This window comes from Paenibacillus sp. SEL1 (assembly GCF_054602535.1).
This window is the reverse complement of the sequence record NZ_CM137723.1, coordinates 3,846,837-3,859,566: the sequence shown is the minus strand read 5'-3', so window position 1 is coordinate 3,859,566 and position 12,730 is coordinate 3,846,837. Positions and strand designations below refer to the sequence as shown.

Sequence of the window (12,730 nt, the reverse complement as noted above, 5' to 3'; positions counted from 1 at the left end):
TGTTATAGAGTTTGATTATACTTTAGCCACTATAGAATCGCGTATTTCTACCGAGGAGGGATCAAATTCCGATGAATTTAGCCGTCAAGTTGATGCAAAAATTCAAAGACCGCGATACCCAGAATAAGCTGAAAGGCTATCGGGACAAAGCGGAGCTCATTAGGAAACGGAATTTGGAAGCATGGGACGATCAGCGGCTGAAAGCGGAATCTCTCCGGCTGAAAAAGGATGCAAAATTGGGTACCCCTTTGGATGAGCTGCTTGTCGATGCTTATGCGTTAGTCTGCGAGGCAGCGAAGAGAAAGCTCGGATTACAGCCTTATGATGTCCAGATCATGGCTGCCATCGCTCTGCACGAGAGATTTGTGATCGAGCAGCATACCGGCGAAGGAAAAACGCTCTCTGCTGTTATGCCTGCTTATCTAAATGCGCTGACCGGCGAAGGCGTTCATGTGCTCACTTTTAACGATTATTTGGCAAATCGGGATGCGGAGTGGATGGGTCCGATCTATCGTTTCCTCGGGTTAACGGTAAAATCGGTTCAAGAGGGCATGAGCTTGTCCGAGAAACGAGAAGCGTACGCCGCGGATATAACCTATGTTACGGCCAAAGAAGCGGGATTCGATTATTTGCGCGACACGATTACACTAAGCGAAGCCGATACCGTGCATCGTCCTTTCCAGTACGTTATCGTCGACGAAGCGGATTCACTGCTTCTCGACGAAGCTCGGGTGCCGCTAGTCATCGCTGGCGAGCCGGATTCTTCCGGCAACGACGTAATTCGTTTCGCAGATGTGACTAGGCAGCTTGAGCAAGATAAGTATTACGACTTCGACGAGTTCAAGCGGAACGTTTATTTGAATGAGGCGGGCGCTGCGAAAGCGGAGTCGCTGCTGGGATGCGGTAATTTGTACGAAAGCCATAATAGTCATTTGTTGTCGTCGTTAAATTGCGCGTTGTATGCGGAAACGTTATTGAAAAAAGACGTCGATTACATCGTCCGGGACGGTAAAATCGAGCTGATAGACGAATATACCGGCCGCGTGGCGGAGAACAGGCATTTGCCAGAAGGACTGCAAGCCGCGCTTGCAGCTAAAGAAGGGCTGTACTCGAAAGTCGGCGGGAAAATTCTCGGAACGATCACCCTTCAACACTTCATTAGCCTGTATCCAAAAATTTGCGGAATGACGGCTACCGCGTACGCTTCCGCAATGGAATTCAAAGAGATTTATGCACTGCAGGTCGTGCAAATTCCACCGAACCGGCCAAACATACGGATCGATCAACCGCATCGGATTTATACCCATAAGGAAGCCAAGCTTAAGGCGCTTGTCCAAGAAATCTTGTCCGTCCATGCGATGGGACGGCCGATTCTCATTGGTACGTCAAGTGTGGAGGAGTCTGACATGCTGGCAGAGGCGCTAGCAGTTGCCGGCGTACCCTGCCATGTTCTGAATGCGAAAAACGATGCAGAAGAAGCCGAGGTCATTGCAAGAGCGGGAGAAATCGGCGCCGTGACGGTGTCTACGAATATGGCGGGACGCGGCGTCGACATTCGGCTCGGCGGTGGCAACCCTACGCAAGCAGAAGTTGTCGCCAAGCTGGGAGGGTTATACGTGATTGGTACGCATGTAAACGAAAGCGTGCGGATCGACGACCAACTGCGCGGGCGTTCTGGGCGCCAAGGCGACCCTGGAGCTTCCGTATTTTTCGTAAGCTTGGAGGACGAGTTGTTACTTCGGTTCGGCATCCATAAAGCGATTCGCGCCCACAGGCAGGATGAGGCTCTCGAAGACTCAGCGCTACGCAGCAAAATCGCGCATATTCAACGTGTTATTATGGGCCAAAACTTCGATATCCAGCAGGAACTGAACTGTTATTCGGATATGGTGGAGGATCAGAGGCGAATTCTATACGAGGAGCGGCTCGCAATTTTAAAAGGCAAGAAGCCGATGAGTCCTTTGGAGCAGCGCGTACGGCTTTTTTATATCGACAAGTTCTGGGCCGACCATCTAGCATACGTTTCTTACCTTCGTGAAGGCATCCACTTGGAAAGCCTTGTCAGCGGCAATCCGATCGACGAATTTCATGCACAAATCACCCAAGCATACGAGCAAATTCCAGCTAAAGTAAATAGCGAGTCGGCGAATATGCTTGTAAGGCTCGGAGGTTCGAATGATCCGGCGAAGTGGGAAGAGTTCGGTCTGAAGAGTCCTACTTCCACTCGGACTTATATAATCAACGATCAATACATCCAGAATATGCGCAGCTCATGGACCGCAATGACTGTATTTGCTTTTGGGATTCGCAAGATTTTGAGGCCGATATTCAAACTGTCAAAGTTTTGATGCAGCGTAGCTTTTTCGAGGATGACCGGGACGAATACGAGCGAACGCTCGATTCATCCTGCGCTGAAAAAGTTGAAGCGAAGCATTGACTCCGTGTTGACTTCGGACGATAAAAAATACATCGCAAGGGCGTGCAGGCGCATGGCGATGTAATCAAAGTTGAAGTACTTTGAATTAAATCTGTTTCCCTAGAATCTGATTATATATCTTGTCCGCTTGGATTTCTCAGTTTTATCAACGGTATAAACATACCAACTACTGCCGCCAAAGCTATGGCGGCTTTTTTGCATTCATTTTGAGGGGGGATTTATATGCCGATGGCAACAAGCGTAGCCGCTATAAAGCAGGCATTCTCATTGAATGTAACCGCCATCGGATGTTGGGCTGATAGTCAAGTCTGATTCTGAGATTGAGCCGTTATTCTTCTCTTTTTCTCAGCAATAAGTAAACCTAGCAGTATATATCCTCTGTACAATAATCCAATTAAAAGCACTCCACCAGCAATAGAAAGGAGAATAACTAAAATATTAAGTATAAATAGAAATAACTCCAAAAAGACACCTCCAAAGTAAATTAGCCTTATATTTATCCTATAGTAAGAGTCGTGTCGAAGTATCATGAAGCTTGTCATAAAACAAAATAAGAAAGCAGTTGAATGAAAGAACTAAGTTATTCAAAAAGGCTAGTGGTCAGAATAAAATACTATATCTGTGCAACTTCCTTTCGTTTTTCTGGTATATATGATAAAAAAATGAAATCAGGTGTTTATTGAATGAGACGAATTTTTGTTTCTCTACTTGTAGCTTCCTGCCTTCTTATTTCTGGCCTGCTTCCAACGGCTCTGAGTTATGCGGAGAATTCAAATTCCACTCTTCCCGTTGTAGCAGAGGATGCGGCTGTGTTCTATCTGGTTCCGCACCAACTGACTGCCAAATTAAACAAGTCTTCTTTATCGCTGGATTCCGTCTCCCTAAAGGCCGCTCCACTGCTGAGGAAAAATAATCATTTGTATTTCCCGTTCAAATGGCTGGAAACAGCTCACTTGGCAACCATCAAGCGAGATGCAAAGACAGGCAGCACGTGGGCGGAGTTTGACACTGAGAACTCGGTACCTTTTTCCTCATTTCGGTTGATGCCTAACCAATCAAAGATTTTCAGGTACTCAGACGGAACAATGACAGCGCTGGATGAGTCAATCCCTAAAACGTTTATGAAAAACGGTCAATTGTATATTCCAGCGTCACTCCTGCCTAAGATGGGAATAAATTATACATGGAGTAATGGAGTAATGGAGTCATGCACTGGATGTGGAACGATAAAGTAGCCAAAGCGCTTCATCCAACGTATACAACGGACAAGGAAAACATCACTTTTAGCGCATTAGTACAAAAAGAGTTCGGGCATGCTTATGTTTTGGTGAATACAGGACACGGTGGTATGACAAGCTCCATTGGAGGTGGCATAAGCACGTTTAAGGGAACAGAAAAAACAACTGAAAAGTCAATTATAGTGAATGGAAGAACATTTCAGCGGATTGAATATTCAGTAGGCCTTCGCCCTGGTCCAAATCCACTGGAAATTACGACAAATGATAAAGGATCTGCTAAGATAATGGTCCATCGTAAAGTATTAAACCCGTCCTCCGTTCCTATCAGATACAACCATCCCGAGAACGAGCAAGACATCCGCTTCACCAATCCGACACAGGGGTACCTCCGTGTACAGGCTGGAGATCCAATAGCAATTGCTGGAGTCGTGACAGCTACGTATCTGGAAAGCAATGAAGTTTCTTTTGGTGTGGCAGCATTTCAAAACGATGATTTTATTGAAGTTGAAAAAAAGACCGTTGTCCCACTCAAACAGGATAAATCCTTTAACGGTTCTATCGTTATTCGAAAACCCGGTACTTATTTGGTCAATATTCTAAGTCCAGATGTATTCGTGGGAGGTAGTTCACCGTACGGCTCTGTCAAATGGGCTGAGATAGCAGTCGAAGTGTTGCCTAAAACCAAGAAAAACCCATAATTCTTCTCTTTCAGATCTAACACCAGCTAAATATGGACCAGTATATTAAAGGAGCAGCGGCGGACACAAGACTTGATAAATAAAGTCTTGTGTCCGCCGCTGTTGTCATTGAACTAACGTTTCCCGTTAGCGTAATGAGACTGTCACTTTTTTAAAAGTGGTTTCCAGTTCTCATTACGCTCATCGTTAATCGTTGGCTTACGATTAACACGTCCTTGTAAATAAGCTTTTTGATATTGCCTTAGCGATTCAATATTTGCTCCCCCTTCATAATCGGGATCGTGATATTGAACAACATCATCCTCCCAAAAACAAATATCACAAATGTCATAGGTACCTGGTGGTTCATAATCCAGTGTCTTATAACCACAGCATGGACATGCATATTTCATATATAGTGACCTCCACATAAACAGTCAGCACTTTGATGTGTTCGCTATATGATTACCTAGCTTGCCCGCTAGCGTAATGAGCTAAAGTAACTTATTAAATGTATATCTAATCGTCGATCGGTACAAGTTCTTGTCCCTCGACAACTCGACTTTTGATAGGAACAAATTTCTGCCTCTTCAATATGGTGCTTTTGACTGTGTAAGAAGAACTTGTCCTTTTGGTAGACCTGTCCCACCGTAAATAGTCACTTTATAAGCGCCTGAAGGAACAAGTGGCATACTATCATTATTTATAAGTTCTACTGTTGCGTCTGCTGCAACACTTACATTAAAAATAACCGTATTCTTGCTGTTGTGCTGTACTTCGACCCTAAAAGAGTGTGCTCCAGTATTTTTTGCATTAAGTTTAATATGTGGATATCCAACTGTCACAGAATAATCTTTTTCAGGGTCCACTTTATCACCCGCTAAATCCCAAGTTAGTGTATCTTCGAGTGCATCAGGACTGCTTTCAAAGATTTCATTTTCTTCTTTGGATTTTAAATCAACATTATTTTTCAAGGCACTTGAAACGCCAATAATAAGTAAAATAGATGCAGTGGTAACAATAATCTTCATAACTTTGTTTTTCATTCATGTAACATTCCTCTCAATGAACAAATTTCAACTAGCGTTTCCCGTTAGCTTAACAAGGATTTCTTTTAAATACTAGGCTTTTCCTATACTAATTTGAATGGCTTCATAGTACACAAATTCTCCTTTTCCATAAACATTATTGGAGGCTAGTAAATGAGTAAATTTGAAAAAATTATAATTAAGTATTTGTTTTACGTTTTTTTTGTAGGAATATATTATTCCTTTATTAAGGGGCCAACAACAATGAGTTTTTCAATCAACGGTATGTTTGAATTTTATACAGTACCCACTTCTACCTTTATTTACAGAACTTTATCAAGCTCGTTTATACTAAGCCTCATTGCTGGAGTGGTCTATACAATTGTTTTTTTATGTATAAAAGGAAATAAGTGGATTTCCCAGAATAATTCCAAAGCAAAAAGAGCCGTCCAATCGCAATAGCTCCTTTTCTTTATTGACGGTTCAAAGCAATATTGCGCCACTGGTAACGCCACTTTAAGCTTGCTCCTACAAAGGAGATAGTTATAAAGAAATATGGAATGCCAATCTTTATTGTAATTATATTTGCAAGCATTTGGATACTTAGTAGCTACACTAAAAGTCATACTCAAATCGAAGTATTCAATTATTTATTCAGTTGAAACTCAAATAGCTTAAAGCTCCCTTAGTTAGTACATAAGTTATATTTAAGGACGAAATCAATACAAGGTATTTTTATAAAAAAGATCAAGCCCAAAATATACTTTTTCAAATTTCTATGTTATCCCACAATTCTAAAATAGTCTTTTCGTCAATCTTTCCATTAACAAACAACTTTTTTTTCGCTGATTGAAACGACTGCGAAAAACTGTCTCTTTCCCGAGTAAGAAAATACTTTTCTTCATTATAGCTAATCCAGTAGCTATCGTTTTTATAATAGAACTGAAACTCTTCCCCCATCTCAAAACGTTCTACTAATTCAGTGTATTCCAAAACATTCCCCTACTTTTTATTGATTCTTTTTTACGTTCCGTCTTCTTTCCACTCAAGTGTTCTATTTCATGCCTTGGTAAGAACTGATTAGCTACTTCTATCAATTTATCAGGTGGAACTAATATTCTAGCCATTTTACCACGCCCACTTTAATTTTGATGGAAATAATGTTATCAAAAGAGATGTTTTAGGGGAATCCATCTACTATCCCGTTATTTCCTTTTAAATCATGTGACATTTGAACTGAAATAAACAGACTTTTATATCTAAAGTATCATAGTCCCTTGTTATAAGATACATGGGCCAACGTAGCACTATTAGCTTTCAATTCCCTAACCTGACCATACCCTGTAATCCAGGAATCCGTGCCAGGATTTTCTTGTAAGTATGTAGCTGTATTTTGTGATGCCAAGTTCCTGAATGATATCAGCTTGTGTTCTGCAAAGAAATTAAAGTTATTTACCTCCCTATCATCGTCTGGTTATTTCTATTTTTGATTACCATAAATCCTTTCTAGCTCAACAATGCACTTATAAATATTATATATATATTAAAAAGGCTAGACGGATCATTCCATCTAACCTTTTTGAGAATAGTTTAATCAGCTTACTCTTCATCTTCGTTAACCGCTTTAATCAGATTTCCATAGACTTCCTTCGTGTGAGCAGATGCATGTTCTTTAAAATGTGTAAACAACCTCATACATCTAATTGCTTGTATTCTATTATTAGCTTCAGCAGACTTTTCCAAACAGCTGAACAAAAATGTGAAGCCGTCTGAAAATCTCCCCTTACGCAAAAGATAGATTGCCAATTCCCTTGAAAAATGAGTAAAACGTTCTGAACTAATTTGTTGAGTATATACTCCTACCTGATTTTGTTCATTCAAAAGAGACTGAATTTCTGCTTCAAACAATTCAAGGATGTGATCTATATTTATATTATATCGATTAGCCACCTCAATTATATTATCTATTGCGGGGAGTATTTCATCTTTCTTTGAAGAAAAATAAGCAACATAATCAGGGATTACACTTAAGTCGCCTGACATAAGCCTATTCACATAAATATTAGCGCTTGCCCATTCTTTAAATTGATTTTTCCATTCTAGGGTCGTTTCATCTTTCTCTTCTACCCAGCTTAAATCGGCATATCTCTGGATATGTTGGAGTGCTGTCTCATAATCTTTATTAGCATCACAAACTTCAGCACGTATTAAATGCGAAAATGCCCAGTAGACAAATGAAGGGTATAGCGGCTTCTTTGTATGTTCACTATTTTCAGAATGCTGTTGATCAATTTTGTATTGTATTTTCGCTTTATTTCCCAGCAATTTAGCAAAATAATCTAATTTAACCCATTTTCGTAGAGAACGATATGTATTCACCAACGCTCTTAGTGCATCAAGCTGATCTATTTCATCTAATCTTTCAACGTAAGGCTCGAACTGAACCGCTGCATCATAGTTTTTCTCTTGATCGTCTCCAACACGAATCGTAAACAATCGATAATGGCAAACCGCCAATCGCTCTGAATGTTGCTGTCTTTCACTCTCGGCCACATTTTCATAAAGAAACGCCGCTGCTTCATTGTGACCATCTCTGTAAATATTCTCAGCTACTTCAAAGAGCAACGGAGGATAGATTGGATTATCCAGCAACAAAAATACAACTCGTTGCAAGCAATCGAGTCGGTCAAGCTCCACACATCGGTACAAAAAAGGGCTAATTCTTCGCCAGTTGAGCGTTTCTTCTATGATACACTCTTCAATGTAACGTTCATAAAAATAGTCTGGTGGTAATTCCATCCCGGCAGTAATGCGATCCAATTGGTTAACGGATAAAATACGATTTCCAGTAACAATACTGCTAACCGTACCTACATTCAAATCAATGATGTGTCCAAACTCGGTCATGGTTAAGCTTTTCCGTATCAGATAGGTTTGAACTTCTGCTCTAATCGTAGGTGTGATCTCCATAGATAAACCACCCTTCATCATAAACTTTTCATATGATGCATAGATAAAAAACTATGTAATTGAGAAACAAGTTATAAAATTAATTTATTTGATCACTCATGATTATACCGTTTTTTAGAATAAAATCATATATATTTCAGATATTTACTCAAGATACCTTTTTGGATAGTTTACAATGATTTCATAATTAAGTGGAATATCAGAGGACAACTCAAGCAATACAAAGTTACCAGATTGAGTAGATGTATTCAAATTCCATTATAATTTATCGGTAGATTCGTCTTAAAATTGGTATGTAAAGCTGACCAACTACCGTCTACAATTTGCGTATGGTATCAAGTCGAAAAATAGGCTGAGTCAGGAAGTGGAAGTGCTATGCCTATATTTGTGGAAATTGAATGGTAATTTGATTTTAACCACCTCCGGGGTATATAAAAGCAGAAATCAGCGTCCATTAAATAACTATACGGTGTAGATAGATGTGCTAGAGGAAATTGTAGAAATTAAAGAGATGTTTTGGGTGAACGCCCCCATTTAATCTAAATAATAACATATGGATATTAAAAACAAAGAAACCTAGACTTATTATCTAGGCTGTAACAGTATACGTAGTGTACACATATGAATTTAGAGTCTGTTCATTTCAGTCAGTTATGAGATTTTAATAAAATGAACCCGTACATGTCAGTAAATTGAAAACAGCTATGAAAGCTTTATTTATCCAGATATTTTTATGCAGCAATTGCAGTGCTGTGGACATCCGTGGAGCCATAAAATATTTAGGGTTTATTCATGTATAGCAAAATAATATTAAAATACGTCATATAAAAAAAGAGCTAGACGAACAATCCCATCTAACTACTTGATAATAGTTGATTTTCTATGCTCTACTGTAATCATGAACTTGCGACATTTTATTCTCACATTCCTCCATGTTGCCCTGTGGGCTCATAAGTAGACCCTTTGTCTTGGTGCTGAAGAAGGGGAACCGCTACTACTACTAGTATAAAACTGGTAACTAAAAAAGATAGAATTACTTTACGTTTCATCATTATCCACCTCATTAATTAAATTTCTATATGCTGTTTTCGTCTCAGATGCTGCACATTCCTGATAGAACTCATATAGCTTTACACACTTAATTATATACGACTTATTATTGGTTAATGTAGATTTTCCCAAACAATTTAACAAAAAAGTAAATCCATCCACAAAATTATTTTTGTTAAAGTAGTAAACCGCTAATTCATGTGTGAAATGAACATAACGTTCCATAACTAATTGTTGATTGTACGTACCTACACACTCAGGTTTATCCAGCAAAACTAAAATTTCTGTTTGAAATTGATTTAGTATATTATCAACATTTAAATGATATCGATTAGCAGCTTCAAGTATGTTATCTAATCCGGAAAGTAACTCTTCTTTCCTTGAAGAAAAAAATGTTACATAATCAGCCAAAACACCAATTTCACCAGCATGAAGTTTATTTACATAAGTATTGGCTTTAGACCATTCTTTATATCTCATTTTCCATTTTGAAGTGACTTCATCAGTTTCTTTCACCCAACTTAAGTTACCATATGTGTACGTATGTTGAAGTGCCTTCTGATAATCTTTATGAGCTTCACAAACTTCAGCACGAAGTAAATGAGAAAATGCCCAATAAGCAAACAGAGGAAAACTTGGTTTCTTTGAATTTTCTTTTTTCATATGATGCCGTTGTTGTTCCAGTTTGTATTGAATCTTAGCTTTGTCTCCCAAAGCTTTAGCGAACAGTTCTACTTTGTCCCATTTACGTAACGAACGGTATGTATTCGCCAAATCTTTTAACGCTTCTAACTGATCTATCTCATCTAGTCGTTCAACATATATTTCAAATTGAACTGCCGCCTCATAATTTTTCTCTTGATTGTCTCCTTGCCTCGTATGGAACAAGCGGTACTGACACATAGCGAGGCGTTCTGAGTATTGTTTTTTCTCACTTAAAGCTACATTTTCATAAAGTATGGCTGCCGCTTGGTACATCTTTTCATGAAATAATTCTTCAGCAAGCTCAAATAAGGATTCTGAATAGCCTAACTTATCCATCAAAAGATTGACCACATCATGAATGCAGTCCAGTTTGTTTAATTTCGCACAATTATGTATAAAAGGACTCATTCGACGCCAATTCGGATTAGCCTCTGTTAAATACTCAGACACATACCGTTCGTAGTAATAGCCAACAGGATGCCCCATTGCTTTTGTAATTCGGTCTAGCTGATCCACTGAAAGTGTGCGGTTCCCATTAATAATACTGCTCATGGTGCCCGGATTCATTTCCGCTGCTCTAGCTAAATCACTTAGGATTAAATCATTATCTCTCATATGTTTTGCTATCTCTGTGAGTATCGTGGTTGTTGTGTTGTACAAAGTAACCACCCCTTATCAGGAACTTATTAGGATATCAGCTCATTAAAAAAGGACTATTGCAATCCAATGATTGTATAGCCTTTCCGCAATTCATTGTACCATCTTTTGGCACAATATCATATACCTTTCAGAACCTTACTTAAGATACCTTTGAAGGGTTTGCAAAGAAAATTAAGCTCTATAAATCCTGAGACATACGAATCATATCTCTACATTGTATGCCATTCTCATAAATTTCTTCTAGATAGTTGTGTCTAACAAAGAAATCTAGATCTACACCAACAATTCTGAACCCACATTTTTGGTAGAGAGCTAACTGCCCAATGCTAGAGTTCCCTGTGCCCACCTCCATCGTTTTATAACCTTGTGTCTTGGCTGTTTCAATTGCATGTGTCACTAATTGTCTACCTATTCCTTTACCATGCATATCTTCTGATACTGCTATATTCACTAACTCAACTGTTTCAGGTCTTGTAGGTAAAAGGACATAGACTCCGACAATATGCTGGTCAATTTCTGCTACATAACACTCCCCTCTTTTCAAATATTCCTCAACAAGTTGGTGCGAAGGATCAGCTAGTAACAAAAGCTCTATTGGATAATTTTCATTCGAATTAAGTAGTCTAATATTCATATATTCTCTCCTGAATGTATTGTGGTCCCCGGACTTCCCTCTTTCGTAGGCTCATTCCAGAAATCCGGGGGTGGTGGCGATGAGATGAAGCCTTAACTTAGATTGATCTCAATTCATACAAACCATTGTGAAGCGAAAGACGGGCAGAGCATGGAGCTTCAAACAAGACACTGGTGTTAAATACGGCCGGAAGCCTATCATCAGGAAACCAAGGCCGTTGCTTGTCTATGACAATAAAGGAACCTTCTACATCCCCTAGCGGCGCGAATTTCTGTCCAGCCCCTCCCCATGAATTAAGTTGGAACGTTTCGGTAATTATTCTAGATACCTCTGGAACATCATCGACCGGAAGACCAATCTCGCTTATACGAAGTATAGAGTTGGGTCCGAAAGCTTCAGCGACTGCATTATCGAGTGTATGGTGGGCAATGAATTCAACAAGGTTATGATCTGGATCATAGAAATAAAGCGCTGTTGCATTCCAGTTTTCGAAAAAAAACTCATCTTCTTCTTGGGGTTTTGAAATCAATGAAATCCCACGGTCGATGGCCCACTGTTTTGCCTCTATGAATTTATTTGTTGGAATCGTAAAGGCAATATGGTAAAACTCATTTTCTATGTGGGAGGATTCCTGAAAGGCAAGAACCGATTCCCCTACTTGAAACGACAACCGCGAAGGCCCCTCCTCTACAACCTGCAAATCCAGGAGAGAGCCGTAAAAAGCTTTCATCGCTTCGAAACTGTGTGTGCCTAAGAGCACTTCCTTTAATTTCAATGCAATCGTCCTCCTCATAAATAATTGATAAGCCCATTATCTGTACGTATCCAAATTGGCATTTTGTCTAGGACTGTATAGGACCATTACATTGGTTGTTGATTATCCTCTAAATCGCTTAGAAGTTTGGCGTTCACATCCAACGCCGCAATTGAAGTAGTATATCCTGTTCATCCAGAGATTTACTTTTCGCCATTTCTTGATAAAGCTTGGGCTGGTCCCGAAATGCTCTTGCATTTCCAATCAAGTATGCCTTCTGGAGATATTCATGAGCTAATACAGGGTTGCTCTGATGAAGAAGTGTTTCCGCCATCTGAATATAAGGTTCAGCATGTATAATCCGGTACCCTGCACCTTCCAAATCTACAATCTCCTCATTTAAAAGCTCTACTGATCGCTGAGTATGCCCGTTATAATTGAGAATTTGAACGTATTGATGCAAGGTTACACCTGTACATAGAGATGTCTACTTCCTCATTGCGATTAGCGAAAACGCTTAATTAAGGATATCACTCCCCAAATGAGCAACGCCAAAATCCCGATAACGATTACGAAT

12 protein-coding genes are annotated in these 12,730 nt (G+C 39.6%); 4 read left to right on the top strand and 8 right to left on the bottom strand.

Annotated elements, in window-relative coordinates; genetic code table 11:
• Positions 1–71: 71 nt before the first annotated feature.
• From ACYCSE_RS17990 to ACYCSE_RS17980, 3 genes are all read left to right on the top strand, one after another.
• A complete protein-coding gene (locus tag ACYCSE_RS17990) occupies positions 72–2,348 on the top strand; it encodes a preprotein translocase subunit SecA (RefSeq protein WP_459699168.1) in 2,277 nt (758 codons plus the stop codon).
• Positions 2,349–3,120: 772 nt separating this feature from the next.
• On the top strand, positions 3,121–3,672 hold the full coding sequence (locus ACYCSE_RS17985; RefSeq protein ID WP_459699165.1) for a hypothetical protein: 552 nt from the start codon (positions 3,121–3,123) through the stop codon (positions 3,670–3,672).
• The gene (locus tag ACYCSE_RS17980; protein WP_459699162.1) at positions 3,645–4,373 is read left to right on the top strand and encodes a hypothetical protein; all 729 of its coding nucleotides are present in this window, start codon (positions 3,645–3,647) and stop codon (positions 4,371–4,373) included. Before ACYCSE_RS17985 ends, ACYCSE_RS17980 begins: the two co-directional genes overlap by 28 nt.
• Positions 4,374–4,516: 143 nt before the next feature.
• Here the strand turns inward: ACYCSE_RS17980 and ACYCSE_RS17975 are convergent, their stop codons facing one another.
• Positions 4,517–4,765: a CPCC family cysteine-rich protein gene (locus tag ACYCSE_RS17975; RefSeq protein WP_025676434.1), complete on the bottom strand. Its 249-nt coding sequence runs from the start codon at positions 4,763–4,765 to the stop codon at positions 4,517–4,519.
• A gap of 177 nt (positions 4,766–4,942) precedes the next feature.
• Entirely contained in the window at positions 4,943–5,398 is a 456-nt protein-coding gene (locus tag ACYCSE_RS17970; RefSeq protein ID WP_322162938.1) for a hypothetical protein, read from the bottom strand.
• Between the two features lie 156 nt (positions 5,399–5,554).
• On the opposite strand from ACYCSE_RS17970, the gene ACYCSE_RS17965 reads away from it, so the two are divergent.
• Positions 5,555–5,842 (top strand): hypothetical protein, encoded by a 288-nt coding sequence (locus tag ACYCSE_RS17965; protein WP_322162936.1) that lies wholly within the window; start codon positions 5,555–5,557, stop codon positions 5,840–5,842.
• 306 nt (positions 5,843–6,148) lie between these two features.
• On the opposite strand, the gene ACYCSE_RS17960 is transcribed toward ACYCSE_RS17965, so the two are convergent.
• From ACYCSE_RS17960 to ACYCSE_RS17935, 6 genes are all read right to left on the bottom strand, one after another.
• A complete protein-coding gene (locus ACYCSE_RS17960) occupies positions 6,149–6,373 on the bottom strand; it encodes a hypothetical protein (RefSeq protein WP_322162934.1) in 225 nt (74 codons plus the stop codon).
• Positions 6,374–6,979: 606 nt separating this feature from the next.
• On the bottom strand, positions 6,980–8,350 hold the full coding sequence (locus ACYCSE_RS17955) for a transcriptional regulator (protein ID WP_446674376.1): 1,371 nt from the start codon (positions 8,348–8,350) through the stop codon (positions 6,980–6,982).
• Between the two features lie 1,038 nt (positions 8,351–9,388).
• Entirely contained in the window at positions 9,389–10,720 is a 1,332-nt protein-coding gene (locus tag ACYCSE_RS17950; protein WP_459702546.1) for a helix-turn-helix domain-containing protein, read from the bottom strand.
• A 223-nt stretch (positions 10,721–10,943) separates the two neighbouring features.
• Positions 10,944–11,399, bottom strand: coding sequence for an N-acetyltransferase family protein (locus ACYCSE_RS17945; RefSeq protein WP_459699156.1), 456 nt, complete (start codon positions 11,397–11,399; stop codon positions 10,944–10,946).
• A 97-nt stretch (positions 11,400–11,496) separates the two neighbouring features.
• On the bottom strand, positions 11,497–12,174 hold the full coding sequence (locus tag ACYCSE_RS17940; protein ID WP_459699154.1) for a VOC family protein: 678 nt from the start codon (positions 12,172–12,174) through the stop codon (positions 11,497–11,499).
• Positions 12,175–12,307: 133 nt separating this feature from the next.
• Entirely contained in the window at positions 12,308–12,535 is a 228-nt protein-coding gene (locus ACYCSE_RS17935) for a hypothetical protein (RefSeq protein ID WP_459699152.1), read from the bottom strand.
• Between the last annotated feature and the right edge of the window lie 195 nt (positions 12,536–12,730).

Excerpts from the sequence above, each read along its gene's own strand:
- ACYCSE_RS17945 (WP_459699156.1), bottom strand. The coding sequence starts at position 11,399 with ATGAATATTAGACTACTTAATTCGAATGAAAATTATCCAATAGAGCTT.
- ACYCSE_RS17965 (WP_322162936.1), top strand. The coding sequence starts at position 5,555 with ATGAGTAAATTTGAAAAAATTATAATTAAGTATTTGTTTTACGTTTTT.
- ACYCSE_RS17990 (WP_459699168.1), top strand. The coding sequence starts at position 72 with ATGAATTTAGCCGTCAAGTTGATGCAAAAATTCAAAGACCGCGATACC.
- ACYCSE_RS17980 (WP_459699162.1), top strand. The coding sequence starts at position 3,645 with ATGCACTGGATGTGGAACGATAAAGTAGCCAAAGCGCTTCATCCAACG.
- ACYCSE_RS17955 (WP_446674376.1), bottom strand. The coding sequence starts at position 8,350 with ATGGAGATCACACCTACGATTAGAGCAGAAGTTCAAACCTATCTGATA.
- ACYCSE_RS17985 (WP_459699165.1), top strand. The coding sequence starts at position 3,121 with ATGAGACGAATTTTTGTTTCTCTACTTGTAGCTTCCTGCCTTCTTATT.
- ACYCSE_RS17970 (WP_322162938.1), bottom strand. The coding sequence starts at position 5,398 with ATGAAAAACAAAGTTATGAAGATTATTGTTACCACTGCATCTATTTTA.
- ACYCSE_RS17975 (WP_025676434.1), bottom strand. The coding sequence starts at position 4,765 with ATGAAATATGCATGTCCATGCTGTGGTTATAAGACACTGGATTATGAA.
- ACYCSE_RS17950 (WP_459702546.1), bottom strand. The coding sequence starts at position 10,720 with ATGAGAGATAATGATTTAATCCTAAGTGATTTAGCTAGAGCAGCGGAA.